12 protein-coding genes are annotated in these 14,308 nt (G+C 64.6%); 3 read left to right on the top strand and 9 right to left on the bottom strand.

From position 1 onward, the window contains the following. Positions 1 to 103 precede the first annotated feature (103 nt). The 4 genes from ppk2 to ACFW0B_RS14140 form a co-directional block, all read right to left on the bottom strand. Positions 104 to 922: a polyphosphate kinase 2 gene (gene ppk2 / locus ACFW0B_RS14155; RefSeq protein ID WP_449149156.1), complete on the bottom strand. Its 819-nt coding sequence runs from the start codon at positions 920 to 922 to the stop codon at positions 104 to 106. Positions 923 to 1,165: 243 nt separating this feature from the next. After that, positions 1,166 to 2,125, bottom strand: coding sequence for an HlyD family secretion protein (locus ACFW0B_RS14150; protein ID WP_449149154.1), 960 nt, complete (start codon positions 2,123 to 2,125; stop codon positions 1,166 to 1,168). Between the two features lies 1 nt (position 2,126). Continuing rightward, positions 2,127 to 2,480, bottom strand: coding sequence for a DUF3302 domain-containing protein (locus ACFW0B_RS14145; protein WP_449149152.1), 354 nt, complete (start codon positions 2,478 to 2,480; stop codon positions 2,127 to 2,129). 172 nt (positions 2,481 to 2,652) lie between these two features. Continuing rightward, complete coding sequence (locus ACFW0B_RS14140) at positions 2,653 to 3,294, bottom strand: DUF3313 domain-containing protein (RefSeq protein ID WP_449149150.1); 642 nt, start codon at positions 3,292 to 3,294, stop codon at positions 2,653 to 2,655. Positions 3,295 to 3,566: 272 nt separating this feature from the next. Between ACFW0B_RS14140 and ACFW0B_RS14135 the strand changes: the two genes are divergently transcribed. Both ACFW0B_RS14135 and ACFW0B_RS14130 read left to right on the top strand, forming a co-directional pair. Further along, positions 3,567 to 4,226, top strand: coding sequence for a gamma-glutamylcyclotransferase (locus ACFW0B_RS14135; RefSeq protein WP_449149148.1), 660 nt, complete (start codon positions 3,567 to 3,569; stop codon positions 4,224 to 4,226). A 153-nt stretch (positions 4,227 to 4,379) separates the two neighbouring features. Then, positions 4,380 to 4,649 carry a Rho GTPase-activating protein gene (locus tag ACFW0B_RS14130; protein ID WP_449149146.1) on the top strand — a complete coding sequence of 90 codons (270 nt, stop codon included), beginning with the start codon at positions 4,380 to 4,382 and terminating at the stop codon, positions 4,647 to 4,649. Positions 4,650 to 4,756: 107 nt separating this feature from the next. On the opposite strand, the gene nirD is transcribed toward ACFW0B_RS14130, so the two are convergent. Both nirD and nirB read right to left on the bottom strand, forming a co-directional pair. After that, complete coding sequence (nirD, locus tag ACFW0B_RS14125) at positions 4,757 to 5,128, bottom strand: nitrite reductase small subunit NirD (RefSeq protein WP_449149144.1); 372 nt, start codon at positions 5,126 to 5,128, stop codon at positions 4,757 to 4,759. Beyond that, positions 5,128 to 7,680, bottom strand: coding sequence for a nitrite reductase large subunit NirB (gene nirB / locus ACFW0B_RS14120; RefSeq protein WP_449149142.1), 2,553 nt, complete (start codon positions 7,678 to 7,680; stop codon positions 5,128 to 5,130). The genes nirD and nirB overlap by 1 nt, the downstream gene beginning before the upstream one ends. A 605-nt stretch (positions 7,681 to 8,285) precedes the next feature. Between nirB and ACFW0B_RS14115 the strand changes: the two genes are divergently transcribed. After that, positions 8,286 to 12,419 carry a sulfite reductase subunit alpha gene (locus tag ACFW0B_RS14115; protein WP_449149140.1) on the top strand — a complete coding sequence of 1,378 codons (4,134 nt, stop codon included), beginning with the start codon at positions 8,286 to 8,288 and terminating at the stop codon, positions 12,417 to 12,419. A gap of 175 nt (positions 12,420 to 12,594) precedes the next feature. Here ACFW0B_RS14115 and ACFW0B_RS14110 read toward each other — a convergent pair whose 3' ends face one another. The 3 genes from ACFW0B_RS14110 to ACFW0B_RS14100 form a co-directional block, all read right to left on the bottom strand. After that, positions 12,595 to 13,266, bottom strand: a complete 672-nt coding sequence (locus ACFW0B_RS14110; protein WP_449149138.1) for a class I SAM-dependent methyltransferase — start codon at positions 13,264 to 13,266, stop codon at positions 12,595 to 12,597. 200 nt (positions 13,267 to 13,466) lie between these two features. After that, positions 13,467 to 13,676, bottom strand: coding sequence for a cold-shock protein (locus tag ACFW0B_RS14105; RefSeq protein WP_449149136.1), 210 nt, complete (start codon positions 13,674 to 13,676; stop codon positions 13,467 to 13,469). A gap of 381 nt (positions 13,677 to 14,057) precedes the next feature. Beyond that, positions 14,058 to 14,308 (bottom strand): transposase (locus tag ACFW0B_RS14100; protein ID WP_449149134.1); only part of this gene is annotated, 251 nt, incomplete at its 5' end.

Raw genomic sequence — 14,308 nt, 5'->3', positions numbered from 1 at the left:
CTGTCATCTGGTTCGTGGCACGCAGCGCTCCGCCCCCTGGCCGAACGACTCGGCCCGGGAACGGCGATGCACGCAAGGCAAGGTTCAGTGCCCGTGTGCCGAGTCAGTATTTTTCTTCGATGTAGCGGAAGGGATAGTCGGGCGACCTGTACGCCCCCAGCTTGCCGCGCTTCGGCAGCCTGACGTCCTTCCCATCGCGCACCTCCTGGTAGGGCACCTGGGCCAGGATGTGCCGGATGACATTGAGACGAACCCGGCGCTTGTCCTCGGAGCAGGCGATGTGCCAGGGCGCCCAGGACGTATCGGTGGCGATGAACATTTCGTCACGGGCACGGGTGTATTCATCCCAGCGGCCGAAGGAGCGGATGTCCATCGGCGACAGCTTCCAGGTCTTGCGACCGTCGTTGATCCGGTCTTCAAGCCGGCGCTGCTGTTCCTCCGGGCTGACTTCCAGCCAGTACTTCAGGAGAATGATCCCCGACTCGACCACGGCGCGTTCGAACAAGGGCGTGAAGGCGAAGAATTTCTCCACTTCCTTCTCGCTGCAGAAACCCATGACCCGTTCGACGCCGGCGCGGTTGTACCAGCTGCGGTCGAAGATCACGACCTCCCCGCCCGCCGGGAAGTGGCTGATGTAGCGCTGCACGTACATCTGCGACTTCTCCCGCTCGGTGGGCGTCGGCAGCGCGACGCTGCGGAAGATGCGCGAGCTGGTGCGTTCCGTCAGGGCCTTGATCACGCCGCCCTTGCCCGCCCCGTCGCGCCCTTCGAAGACGATGCAGATACGCATGCCCTCCTGGACGACCCAGCGCTGCAGCTTCACCAGCTCGACATGCAGTCGCTTCAGCTCCGCCTCGTACTCCTTGCGCGGCATCCTGGGCGCTTTGCCCGATTCCCTGGTCTTGTCGGATTTCCCGGCCATATATCCCTCTCTTCTCCAGACATCCGGATTCCGCATCGCGGAATCCTCTCGATTGTCCGGACACGCTCGGGTACTCCCTGTGACCGTCCCGCATCCGGCCAGCGGGAACGTCCCGCCAGTCCTTGAATCCGGAGGGTGGCAAACCGTTGCGCCATCCATGCCGGATTTCCCGCAGCCAGAAAGAATCACCTGCCCTCGCCCCGGCACCCGCTGGGGCTCCGTGGCGAAAAGCAGGTGCAACGCTCAATGGAAGGGGAAGATGTAGTTCATCCAGGCCGCCATGCGCAGGAGGATCTTGCGCATCACTGCCACGTGGTGGAAATGCTCACTGTAGAGCGCCGCCTGACCGTAGGCGCCGCCGGGCATCAGCGCGGCGTAGCGGGCGTAATCCGGGTCGGTGATTTCGACGATCACCGGCACCCGTCCGGGAGGCGGCGAACCGGTGAAGCTGAGCAGGTTGCCGGAGGGTTGCACCTGGCCCTCACCGATCACCGAAATCACCTGCTTCACCTGGCCCTTGAACACCTGGCCCGGGATGCCGTCGAAGGCCACTTCGGCCTCGTCGCCGGGGGTCAGGCGCAACTGGCTGTTCTGGCGCATCCAGGCAACGAAATAGTGACCTTCGTCCGGGATGAAGACCATCGATGGTCGAAGCGGCAGCTTCACCGCCCGGACGCCCGGACGCAGCGCCACATGGGTGACGAAGCCCTTGCCTGGCGCCCGTACCACGGTGTTGTCGAGGTCGAACCTGGCGATGTTCAGCTGCGCCTGCAGGTCATCCACCCGCGCCGTGGTGAGGTCCACGTCGCGGCGGTTGCCGACGTTACGTGCGGCCAGTTCGCGGGCGCGGGACTGGTCGGCACGGGCCGATATCAGCTGTGCCTGGATGGACTTCACCCGGTTCTCGAACGGCGTCGGGTCGATGCGGAACAGCACGTCACCCTTGTTCAGCGGCTGGTTGGCCTTGACCGGCACTTCGATGACCTGGCCGGACACCTCGGGCACGATGGGCACCGAGGTGAAGTAGGTCCGCGCCACTTCCGAATAGGGGTGGTTGTAGTTCATCAGGAAGATCAGCGCACCGATCAGCACCACGCCGCCCAGCGCGGCAGTGGGAACCGACCACTTGTTCAGCGGGATCTTGAAGATCTTGAAGACGGCGACGCAGATGGCCGTGTAGGTGAGGATCAGCAACAGGTCCATGTCAGGCCTCCTCTACCGCCTGGGCCGAACGGGAAGCGCCCTGCCCCTCGAGGCGTTCGAGACGCTGACGCATCCCGGCCAATTGCTGCTCCAGTTCCGCCTTCGGCGTGCCGAAGCCCCAGCCGCGATCCTCGCGGTACAACATCGCCCAGATCCACAGGAACGGCCAGATCGCATGGAGGGTGAACAGGCTCACCCAGCCGGCGGCATGGATGGCGTCCTGGTGGGGGTGGTTGCGCCGCCTGGAGATTTCGTAAGGGATGTCGTGGATCACGATGATGCCGTAGAACAGCACGATCACGACGAAGAACAGCACGCCAAGGGCGAAGTAATCGAGAAACCCGTCACTGACCATTTCATCACCTGGTTTTCGGGGGGAAGACGTCCGCGTCCGGTTGGTCTGCGCAAGGCACCGGAAATGTCGCGGATTCGTGGGCAGACCGCTGAGTGCCAGGATTTCCGGCGCACGCGAAGGGGAACCGGCCCATCGACCGGTTCCTGCCTGGGTATTTAACGGAGGAGGCCCGTCAGGGCCTGAAGTCGCGCGCGTCCCGCGCCCAGTCGTCGAGCACCGGCTTGAGGTCGTCCAGCACCAGCGGTGTCTTGCGGTTCTCCAGGTTCAGTCCCTGGCCCTTGCGCGCCATCCTCACCACGGGCTTGCCGCTGGCGGCATCCACCGCCTCCAGCTCCGCGTAAATGGTCACTTCCTGGTCACGGATGCCGGCAGCGGTGGTCGCGGCGGCGGCCAGCAGGGCGATCGGGATGACCTCGTAGGCCTTCAGCTGTTCGGTGGAGATCGCCACGGCGGAGATGGATGGACGCACTATCAGGGTGTCCGCCTCCGCCGTGCCGACCAGGCGGGCCTTGCCGATCAGTTCGCGCTGCAGCGCCAGACGCATGTAGGTGGCGATCTGGTCCATGGTCTGCTGGCTCAACTGGTCGCTGGGCGACTGGGCGGGATGGAACACCGGTTTTTCCACCAGGAGCGAGCCATAGCGTTGCGGGTCGAAGTCCGCTGCCGTCCAGCGCAGCACCGGCTGGCCGCTGGCGGACATCTTCTCTTCAAGCTGCGAGTAATCCCCCAGGAAGCCCGAATACTGCTCAGGCTGGGTGACCTTGCTGGAACAGCCGCTGCCCAGCAGGACAAACCCTGCCAGCGCAAATCCCATTAGCGGTTTCACCATAGAAAACTCCAGGTTTGACGGGGTTGGCCCTGCGGGTTGCACCCCACTGCTGACTGGCGGCAAAGCCTATGGATGAGCGCTTTCCGGCACTTCGCATTTCACGACAGTTTTTTAGCATTTCATGACAGTGTGACCGGGTTCCTTGCAACAAATCGTGTCGGCCAAGGCCGCCCGGGCAATTTCGACGAATGCCTGTTCGCGCCCGGCGACACAACTGGTAAAACTGGCGGCGTCGCCGAAGAGTCCTTGCGCACGTCATGCACGGCCCCAACCCCAGCGTTCAGAGCATTCCCTACCCGCCGCTGCTCGACCAGCCGGCGCAACTCACCCGCGCCGAACTCCTCGCCTCCCTGGAAAACACCATGGCCCACCATCGCGGCGGTCCGGTCTGGCTGTTCGCCTATGGCTCACTGATCTGGCGGCCGGAATGCCCCACCCTGGAACGGCGCCGCGCACGCATCCACGGCTACCATCGCGGCCTGTACCTCTGGTCGCTGATCCATCGCGGCACCCCGGAAACCCCGGGGCTGGTACTGGGCCTGGACCGCGGCGGCTCCTGCGCCGGCTTCGCCTATCGCCTTCCGGGGGAGCAACTGGAGGAGCACCTGTTCGCCCTCTGGCAGCGGGAAATGCCCGACGCCGCCTACCAGCCGAAATGGCTCAACTGCCAGCTGGACGGCGGCCCCAGGGTGCAGGCGCTGGGTTTCGTGCTGCGACGCGACTTCGCCTGCTATGCCGGCGCCCTGCCGGACCATGTGCTGCGCCAGGTGTTCGACAGCGCCAGCGGCCGCTACGGCAGCACCCGCGACTACGTTGAAAGGACCGCCAGCATCCTGCGCGCCAACGCCATGCCCGACCGCAAGCTGGAGGAAACCCTGGTGCGCTGCTGCAAGCAGGGTGCGCTGAGCTTCAGCTGAGCACTGCGGGTCGAATGCCTCGCCAAAAATTGCGGCCCGGCGCCCAGGATTCCTTGCCGACAACACGAAAAATCACACAATACGTTTGCCTTGAACCCCTACAGGGCGCGTGCGTAGCGTTTTGAGCCCTCCAGCAGCTACGAGTACCCGCACATGACTTCGCACCGCTTTCCCACCCTGCAAGACTTCCCCGTCGACGTTCTGGACGTATGCGCCGACTCCAGCCCCGAGGCTTGCCACCGGCTGGGCGACTACCGCCTGGCGCAGGTTTCCAGCCTGATCGAACGCCTGCGCCAGGAGCGCGATGCCGGCGCATCCGGCCAGCTGCGCGAGGAGCTCCTGCTATCGACGATGGAAGCGCTGCTGATGGATGCGCACCTGATGTATGCGCGGGCGCGCGGGCCGGCCGAAGGCAAGGCTTAGCTCCGGCTGGCACTTTTTTGTGGTGGCGAATCCACCACCGAGCACAACGCCGACCGCTTTAGCCCGGTCTGGGCCGGGTGCGCACGGCGCACCCTACCCGACGGGCATCACTCCAGCCCAACCTCCACCACATCCCCCTGCAAGCGGACCGGCCATACCCGCAGCTGCTGCTCCGGGTACTCCAGGCAGGAACCGTCTTCCAGGCGGTAGTGCTGCTTGTACAAGGGCGAGGCGATCACCAGGTCACCACCGAGGTGACCGACGATGCCACGACCGATGACGTTGGCGCCGGCCAGCGGGTCGTGGTTGTCCACCGCGAACAGCTGGCGCCCCTCCTCGCCATCGGGGAGGTAGAAGAGCGCTACCTGGGCGCCCTCTACCCAGGCCACCACGCCCGAGTTGGGCACCAGGTCCTGGCGGGAGCAGACGCTCTGCCAGGTTTCGGAAACTTCGATGCGTTGTGCGCTGTACTGGGCCATCAGACCACCTCCTGGGCTACGGGGATCAGCGTGAGCTCGGCGGCCTTCGCCGGACGGATCTGCCCACGTTCATTGACGAAATGGATATCCGGATCACCGCGCCCGTCGTTGACGAAGGTGCGGAAGCGCTTGAGCTTCTCCGGGTCCTTGATGGCGTTGGCCCACTCGCATTCGTAGCGGTCCACCACCAGTTGCATCTGTGCCTCCAGTTCCTCGGCCAGCCCCAGGCTGTCGTCGATGATCACCGCCTTGAGGTAATCCAGGCCGCCCTCCAGGCTCTCGCGCCAGACCGAGGTGCGCTGCAGCTTGTCGGCGGTGCGGATGTAGAACATCAGGAAGCGGTCGATGTAGCGGATCAGGGTCTGGTCATCGAGATCAGTGGCGAACAGCTCGGCGTGGCGCGGACGCATGCCGCCGTTGCCGCAGACATAGAGGTTCCAGCCCTTCTCGGTGGCGATCACGCCCACGTCCTTGCTCTGCGCCTCGGCGCATTCGCGGGTGCAGCCGGACACGGCGAACTTCAGCTTGTGCGGCGAGCGCAGGCCCTTGTAGCGGTTCTCGATGTCCAGGGCCATCTTCACGCTGTCCTGCACGCCGTAACGGCACCAGGTGCTGCCCACGCAGGACTTCACGGTGCGGGTGGACTTGCCGTAGGCGTGGCCTGTCTCGAAGCCGGCAGCGATCAGCTCGCCCCAGATATCCGGCAGCTCGTGAAGCTGGGCGCCGAACAGGTCGATGCGCTGGCCGCCGGTGATCTTGGTGTAGAGCCTGTACTTCTTCGCCACCTCGCCAATGGCGATCAGGCCCTCCGGGGTGATCTCGCCGCCGGGGATGCGCGGCACCACCGAGTAGGTGCCGTTCTTCTGCATGTTGGCCATGAAGGTGTCGTTGGTGTCCTGCAGCGGCACCAGCCACGGTTCCTGGATCGGCCGGTTCCAGCAGGACGCGAGGATGGAGCCGATGGCCGGCTTGCAGATTTCGCAGCCCACATGGCCACGGCCGTGCTTGGCGAGCATCTCCTCGAAGGTCTCGATGCCTTCCACCCGCACCAGCGCATATAGCTCCTGGCGGGTGTAGGCGAAGTGCTCGCAGAGGCTCTTGTCCACGGCCACGCCACGGGCCGACAGTTCGTGCTCCACCACCTGCTTGAGCAATGCCGCGCAGCCGCCACAACCGGTGGCCGCCTTGGTGCAGGCCTTGACCCCAGCGACGTCGGTGCAGCCACTGTCGATGGCCGAGCAGATGGCACCCTTGCTGACGTTGTGGCAGGAGCAGACGGTGGCGGTGGCCGGCAGTGCATCGGCGCCCAGGGCCGGTGCGCCTTCGCCCGCCGGCAGGATCAGGCTGGCCGGATCGGCCGGCAGCTTGATGCCGTTCTGCACGTATTGCAGCAGGGTGTCGTAGTAGCTGTTGTCGCCCACCAGCACCGCACCCAGGGCCTGCTTGCCGTCGGCGGATACCACCAGGCGGCGATAGCTGGAGGTGGCTTCGTCGATGAAGCGGTAGCTGCGGGCGCCCGGCAGCGCGCCGTGGGCGTCGCCGATGGAGCCCACGTCAACGCCCAGCAGCTTCAGCTTGGTGGACATGTCGGCGCCAATGAACGGATCGGCGTCCTCGCCGCAGAGCTGCGCGGCGACGCTGCGGGCCATCTGGTAGCCGGGGGCGACCAGGCCGTAGATGCTGCCGTTCCAGGCGGCGCACTCACCGATGGCAAAGATGTCCGCGTCCGAGGTCAGGCACTGGCCGTCGATGGCCACGCCGCCGCGCGGACCCAGTTCCAGGCCGCACTGGCGGGCCAGGGCGTCCTGCGGGCGGATGCCGGCGGAAAAGACGATCAGGTCGGTTTCGAGGAAATCCTCACCGGCGAAGTTCATCCGGTAGCGATATTCCTCGCCGGCGCTGATGGACTGGGTGGCTTTCGAGAGATGCACCCCCACGCCCAGTGCTTCGATGCGCGCCTTGAGTGCCTGGCCGCCCTGGTCATCGAGCTGCACCGGCATCAGGCGCGGGGCGAATTCCACCACGTGGGCGTCGAGGCCGAGGGACTTCAGCGCATTGGCGGCTTCCAGGCCCAGCAGGCCGCCGCCCACCACCACGCCACGGCGTGCCTGGGCAGCAGCAGCGCGGATGGTGTCGAGGTCGGCCAGGGTACGGTAGACCAGCCGCGAGTTGCCTTCGGCCCCTTCGATGGGCGGCACGAAGGGATAAGAGCCCGTCGCCAGCACCAGCTTGTCGAAGGCGACGCTGCCGTTGGCAGTGACCACTTCGCGACGCTCGCGGTCGATCTCCAGTACCGGCACGCCCAGGTGCAGGGTCACGCCCGGAGTCTGGTAGAGGCTGGCTTCGCCCAGGGCCAGGGACTCGGCGTCGCGGCCGGCGAAGTACTCGGAGAGATGCACACGGTCGTAGGCGCGCAGCGGCTCTTCGCTGAAGACTTCGATGCGATAGCGACCCAGTGCGCCGCGCTCGACCAGTTGCTCCACACAGTGGTGGCCGACCATGCCATTGCCGATGACGACCAGCGTTTGCACATCAGGAGTGGAAATGTTCATAGGTAGCACCCGGTCCAAGCCAATCACGTTTTCTGGGGGCAAAAAAAAGCGCCTGGGACTTATCGCCCCAGGCGCCTTTGCCTGTTCGTTCATGGGTGTCGCCGAGCCACGCTGCCTGGCGCACCTGTCAACCCGGGGGAACGATCGCCTTTGATCTGCCGGGTCGCCCTCCGCACTGTTCGCGGTGGGTCTGGACCTGCCTATGCAGTGGCTGTGCCAGATTGCCTCCCGGCGGCATCGAAGCGGCCAACATCCCCGCCACAAGCCAGTAATGACGGGCCCTGCAGCCATTCACCCGGTTTTCGGGCATTACTCGACAGGCAACATCCGCCCGCCTCGAAGCAGGAACCAAAACGGTGCGACGGAGGATCAATCGCCCCATCCTGAAGCTCGCCCGCATCACCATTCGGCCCCTCGAAAAACACCTGCAAGGTGCGCCGCACAATGCCTTGGCGGGTATTCGCAGGACTTGGCATGTGCCTTGCGATAGCCCTGCCGGGGGCAATCAATGCCGATTGCCTCACCCCACGACAAAGGCGCCGTGTCTCCCCCGTTTCGACGGTGGGTGGCATGGCGCTTTTTCGTTTCTGCGCAAGGTAATGGATATGGCGAACAAGACAGTGCGAAGCGTGTGTCCTTATTGCGGTGTCGGCTGCGGCATCGTCATGGAGGTGGCGGACAACCGTGTGGTCAAGGTGAGCGGCGACAAGTCCCACCCGACCAACTTCGGCCGCCTCTGCACCAAGGGCAACACCTGCGCCCAGCCGCTGACCGACTCGGGCCGCATGGAGCACGCCTACCTGCGCCACGAGCGCAGCCGCGACCCGGTGCGCAGCGGCATCGACCAGGCCATCGACGACACTGCCCGGCGCCTGCGCGAGTTGCTCGACGCCCACGGTCCGGATGCCATTTCCTTCTATGTGTCCGGGCAGATGTCCCTGGAGGCCCAGTATCTGGCCAACAAACTGGCCAAGGGGTTCATCCGCACCCGCCACATCGAATCCAACTCGCGGCTGTGCATGGCCAGCGCCGGCAGTGGCTACAAGCTCTCCCTCGGTTCCGACGGGCCGCCCGGCGCCTACCAGGATTTCGACAAGGCCGACCTCTTCCTGGTGACCGGCGCCAACATGGCCGACTGCCACCCGATTCTCTTCCTGCGCATGATGGACAGGGTCAAGGCCGGGGCGAAGCTGATCGTGGTCGACCCGCGCCGCACCGCTACCGCCGACAAGGCCAGCCTCTACCTGCCGATCAGGCCGGGCACCGACCTCGCCCTGCTCAACGGCCTGCTTCATCTGCTGCACAGGAATGGCCATACCGACCCGGCCTTCATCGCCGCCCATACCCGCGGCTGGGAGGCCATGCCGGAGTTCCTCGCGGACTACACGCCGGAGCGCGTCGCCGCCATCACCGGGCTGCCCGAAGCGGATATCCGCAAGGCCGCCCAGTGGATCGGCGAAGCCCGGGACTGGATGAGCTGCTGGACCATGGGCCTCAACCAGAGTACCCACGGCACCTGGAACACCAACGCGCTGTGCAACCTGCACCTGGCCACCGGCGCCATCTGCCGTCCGGGCAGCGGCCCCTTCTCCCTCACCGGCCAGCCCAACGCCATGGGCGGCCGCGAGATGGGCTACATGGGCCCCGGCCTGCCCGGCCAGCGTTCCCTGCAGGTGGACGAGGACCGGGCATTCATCGAAGACCTGTGGCAACTGCCGCGCGGCCACCTGCGCCAGGACGGCGGCAGCGGCACCGTCGCCATGTTCGAAGCCATGGCCGCAGGTGATATCAAGGCCTGTTGGATCATCTGCACCAACCCGGCGGCCACCGTGCCGAATCGCCGCCTGGCCATCGAAGGCCTGCAGGCGGCGGAACTGGTCATCACCCAGGATGCCTTCCTCGATACCGAAACCAACCGCTACGCCGACATTCTCCTGCCCGGCGCCCTCTGGGCCGAGACGGAAGGTGTGATGATCAACTCCGAGCGCACCTTGACCCTCACCCAGAAAGCCGTGGACGCCCCCGGCGACAGCCTGCCGGACTGGCAGATCATCGCCCGCGTCGCCTGCGCCATGGGCTTCGAGGAGGCCTTCGGCTACACCTGCGCTGCCGAGGTGTTCGAGGAAATCAAACGGGCCTGGAACCCGAAGACCGGCTACGACATCCGTGGCGCCAGCCATGAACTGCTGCGCCAGGGGCCGATGCAGTGGCCCTGCGCGCCGGAAAGCGCCGCCAACGCGCGCAACCCCATCCGCTACCTCAACGACGGCATCAGCCAGGCGCCCAGAACCGACGCCGATGGCAATCGCCCGGCCATCGCCTTCGCCACCGAGGACGGCAAGGGCGTATTCCTGGCCCGTCCCCACATGGAGCCGGCGGAGCTGCCCGACGACGAGTTTCCCCTGGTGCTCAACACCGGGCGCGTGCAGCACCAGTGGCACACCCTGACCAAGACCGGCAAGGTCGCCACCCTGAACAAGCTCAACCCCGGGCCTTTCGTGGAAATCCACCCGGCCGACGCCAGCCGCCTCGGCATCGTCGACAAGGGCCAGGTGGAAGTACGTTCCCGCCGTGGCCGCGCGGTGCTGCCGGCCCTGGTCAGCGACCGGGTGCAGCCGGGCAACTGCTTCGCGCCCTTCCACTGGAACGACCGCTATGGCGACGACCTGGCGATCAACGCCGTCACCTGCGACGCCATCGACCCCATTTCGCTGCAGCCGGAGTTCAAGTACAGCGCCGTTGTCCTGGCACCTGTCGCTCCGGCCAGCGCCCAGCTCATCCCCTTGGTAGAAGCCGAGCCGGTCGCGGCCAGCGCCGCCGCCGGTGATTCGGAGGAACTCGCCGACATGCCGATCAATGCCTTCGCCCGTCTGCTGAACCTCGATGCCAGCACCGATCTCTGCCTGGCGCCCACCGAGCAGCGCTACCTGCAGGGTTACCTGCTCGGCCTGCGCAGCGAGGAAGGCCGCAAGCTGGGCGGCGTGCCCACGCTACCGGCCAGCGCGCCGCTGAGCCGGGACACCCGCCTGCTGCTGGATGGCCTCCTCGCCGGCCTGTTCTCCCGCACCTGGAAGGCCACGGAGGCTGCGCCCTCCGCAGCATCGGCGCCAGGCAAACCGCTGCTGGTGCTGTGGTGCTCGCAAACCGGTAATGCGGAAAGCTTCGCCACTACCTGCGCCGATGCCCTCAAGGCCGAGGGCCGCGCGGTGAGCGTACGCGCGATGGATGCCGTCCAGCCTGCCGAACTCGCCGCTGCGGGCACCGCCTTGCTGATCGCCAGCACATTCGGCGACGGCGCCCCCTCCGACAACGGCGCTTCGTTCTGGAATGCCCTGGACGCGGAAAGCGCCCCGTCCCTTGCCGGCCTGGAGTTCGCCGTGCTGGCCATGGGCGATTCCAACTACGACCAGTTCTGCGGCTTTGGCCGCAAGCTCGATGCCCGCCTGGAAGCCCTCGGCGCGCGCCGCCTGGCACCGCGCATGGATTGCGAACCGGAATACGAAGAATCGGCGCTCGCCTGGTTGACCAATGTGCGCAACGCCCTTGCCGGCGCTGCCGCCCCGCTCCCGGTGACCGAACCGGCCGGTGTCGATGACAGCCCCGTGGTCGAGACGGCCCCTCGTTACAGCCGCCAGCAACCACTGCGCAGCCGCCTGCTGCATAACCGTGTACTGAACGGGCCGGACTCGGCCAAGGAAACCCGGCAGATCGTCCTCGACCTCAAGGACAGCGGTCTCTCCTACCAGGCCGGCGATGCCCTGGGCGTATGGCCGAGCAACAGTCCGGCGCTGGTCGAAGAAGTGCTGGTCGCAGCCGGCCTGGATGGCGATCAGGTGGTGGAAGTGAAGGACCTGGGCAGCCTGCCCCTGGCGCTCGCCCTGAATCGCTATTTCGAAATCGCCAGGATCACTCCCGACCTGCTGCGCTTCGTCGCCGAACGCTCGCAAAGCCCGGAGCTGGCACGGCTGTTGGACCCGGCGAACAAGACCAAGCTGGATAACTGGCTCTGGGGCCGCCAACTGCCCGATCTGCTGCGAGCGTTCCCCATCCTGATCAGCGCCGACGAACTGCTGGGCCAGCTCAAGCGTCTGCAGCCGCGCCTCTACTCCATCGCTTCCAGTTCACTGGCTACGCCGGACGAGGTGCACCTGACCGTATCCACCGTGCGTTTCCAGTGCGATGGCCGCGAGCGTGGCGGCGTCTGCTCGGCCTTCCTCGCCGACCGGGCGGACAACGGCGAAGTGCCGATCTTCATCCAGAAGTCCGCGCACTTCCGCGTCCCGGCCGATCCCTATCGACCGATGATCATGGTCGGCCCCGGCACCGGCATCGCCCCCTTCCGCGCCTTCCTCCAGGAACGCCAGGCGGCAGGCGCCAAGGGGCGCAACTGGCTGTTCTTCGGCGAACAGCGGCAAGCCAGCGACTTCTACTACCGCGACGAACTGGAGGCCTGGCTGGCCTCTGGCCACCTGCACCGCCTGGACACCGCCTTCTCCCGCGACCAGGAGGAGAAGATCTACGTGCAGCAACGCATGCTCGAACACGGCGCCGAGCTGTGGCGCTGGCTGGAGGATGGTGCGCATTTCTATGTCTGCGGCGACGCCAGCCGCATGGCCCGGGACGTGGACGCAGCGCTCAAGGCTGTGGTGCGCGAGCATGGCGGAATGAGCGCGGCACAAGCCGAGGCCTACGTCGGCGCCCTGGCCCGGGACAAGCGCTACGTGCGGGATGTGTATTGAGGGCGGGCCTGCGGCCCGCTTGGCGAATGAATTCGCCCCCACAGGGATGTGCACGGCTCCACAGGATGGGCCAGGCGGCGTTCCGCGAGCGCAGCGATACCCATGGGATTAGCGAGCGAAACTCGCTCCTACAAAGACACCGCACCACCATCGCAGAGACTGCGCGAGCCGCCATTCATTGATTGAAACGGGAATCGTCGCGCTGGAAGTGCAGCAGTGATCCTTTATAGGCTTCACCGTTGTCCATGACGCGATTCATGCAGGTGATCTGCGACGCGTATTCGAGTTCAGCCATTTCCCGGCAGAACTTCGAGCGGTTCGGGCGATTGGGATCGACGATGTAGACATCCACCAGGTCCGCCGAATGCCGGTCGATGAAGTCGGCGAGCTGCGCCGGTTGATCGCGCTCGTAAATGACATCGCTGCCGATGATGATGTCGAACAACCCGAGGTCGTCATTGATGTCGGACCATTTGGCCGCCCGGTAATTGATCGGTCCGAGATCGTTCAGGCGCAGGTTTTCCGCCAGGAAATCCGGAATCAGCGGGTGAAAGTCACTGGCCGTTACATCGCCGCCCCGACGGTGCACGACAAGGCTGGCCAGGGCCAGGCCAGCTCCCACTTCGAGGATGCGCTTACCCTGCAGGTCCATCGTCAGCATGGTGTGCGCCAGAACCTGCCCGGACGGCCAGACCTGACCGAACAAGGGCCAGCTTTCGGGGGAAATTCCGAGATTCTCCGCCTCGAGTTCCGGATCGTGATACTGCTGATGATCGAGCAATGAGCGAATATGAAAATCCATATCCCCTACAGATATATCCTGAAATCTGACTTGATAGCCCGGCATGCAGAACTCTCCAATACAGTGAGCGGTGCCGCCAGAAGCGCAGAACCAAATAGTTTTCTTGCAACTATCAAGGATTCATGGAGGCGTTGAATGACAAAAGAAGGGCCACCAGCGATATGTGGCCGGTGGAACAATCTTGAATTTTCAGGAAAATAAAATAGAAAAAGCCCCGCATTGCGGGGCTTTTCGAACGGAAAGTATCAGACTACCTGAACTTTGTCCGCTTGCAGGCCTTTCTGGCCACGTACGACTTCGAAAGTCACTTGCTGGCCTTCACTGAGGCTCTTGAAGCCGTTGCTTTCGATCGAACGGTAGTGAACGAACAGATCAGCGCCTTCTGCCGGGGTGATGAAGCCGAAGCCTTTTTCATCGTTGAACCACTTGACGGTGCCGGATTGACGATTGGACATTTCAAATCTCCAGGATAAAAAAAATAACCCTGACAAATAATCAGGAATTACTGAAGTGCTAATGCTGTAACGAATCGAGGAGATGAAATAACTTCAATCAGAACATCGAACCAAGTATCGCAGAGACAATTGCAGTGCAGTGGGCCGCACTATACGCGGTTCAGCCGGGAAGTACAGGTTTATTTTCCGCCGAATAACTCGGCCAGCCAAATATGCTTGGCATTCATACGCTTAGGGATGGTCTGAAGTAGCCCTGCATTTCCGGCCGACTTCTGCCCTTGCCGATTTTAAAAGCGGCGATTCGACCAAAATCGGTCAAGTCATCCGCTCACTTCGGTGTTTTTAGCCACCGCGAGCACCTCTCAGCGGCCCTTTCCCACATTACAGGCGCACCTCTCCTGCATCCGTCAGCAAATGTCGGCGCGCCATCCACAGGTTCGACAGGGCAAACAATGTCACCAACTGCGCCGTGTTCTTCGCCAAGCCACGGAAGCGCACCTTGGTATAACCAAACTGCCGCTTGATCACCCGGAACGGGTGCTCGACCTTGGCGCGCACCTGTGCCTTGGCCTTCTCGATCTTGCGCTTGGCTTTGTACAGCGCGCTGCGCTTACTCAGCTTCTTGTACGTAC

It is taken from the genome of Metapseudomonas phytobenefica, assembly GCF_043392685.1.
Classification (GTDB): domain Bacteria; phylum Pseudomonadota; class Gammaproteobacteria; order Pseudomonadales; family Pseudomonadaceae; genus Metapseudomonas.
Note: the sequence above shows the minus strand (reverse complement) of the source record. Positions and strands in the feature narration are given on the sequence as shown.

What these genes read in the sequence shown, in the direction of transcription:
- ppk2 (WP_449149156.1), bottom strand. Translation starts at nt 922, where the DNA reads ATGGCCGGGAAATCCGACAAGACCAGGGAATCGGGCAAAGCGCCCAGG.
- ACFW0B_RS14105 (WP_449149136.1), bottom strand. Translation starts at nt 13,676, where the DNA reads ATGTCCAATCGTCAATCCGGCACCGTCAAGTGGTTCAACGATGAAAAA.
- ACFW0B_RS14135 (WP_449149148.1), top strand. Translation starts at nt 3,567, where the DNA reads ATGCACGGCCCCAACCCCAGCGTTCAGAGCATTCCCTACCCGCCGCTG.
- nirB (WP_449149142.1), bottom strand. Translation starts at nt 7,680, where the DNA reads ATGAACATTTCCACTCCTGATGTGCAAACGCTGGTCGTCATCGGCAAT.
- ACFW0B_RS14110 (WP_449149138.1), bottom strand. Translation starts at nt 13,266, where the DNA reads ATGCCGGGCTATCAAGTCAGATTTCAGGATATATCTGTAGGGGATATG.
- ACFW0B_RS14115 (WP_449149140.1), top strand. Translation starts at nt 8,286, where the DNA reads ATGGCGAACAAGACAGTGCGAAGCGTGTGTCCTTATTGCGGTGTCGGC.
- ACFW0B_RS14130 (WP_449149146.1), top strand. Translation starts at nt 4,380, where the DNA reads ATGACTTCGCACCGCTTTCCCACCCTGCAAGACTTCCCCGTCGACGTT.
- ACFW0B_RS14145 (WP_449149152.1), bottom strand. Translation starts at nt 2,480, where the DNA reads ATGGTCAGTGACGGGTTTCTCGATTACTTCGCCCTTGGCGTGCTGTTC.
- ACFW0B_RS14150 (WP_449149154.1), bottom strand. Translation starts at nt 2,125, where the DNA reads ATGGACCTGTTGCTGATCCTCACCTACACGGCCATCTGCGTCGCCGTC.
- ACFW0B_RS14140 (WP_449149150.1), bottom strand. Translation starts at nt 3,294, where the DNA reads ATGGGATTTGCGCTGGCAGGGTTTGTCCTGCTGGGCAGCGGCTGTTCC.
- nirD (WP_449149144.1), bottom strand. Translation starts at nt 5,128, where the DNA reads ATGGCCCAGTACAGCGCACAACGCATCGAAGTTTCCGAAACCTGGCAG.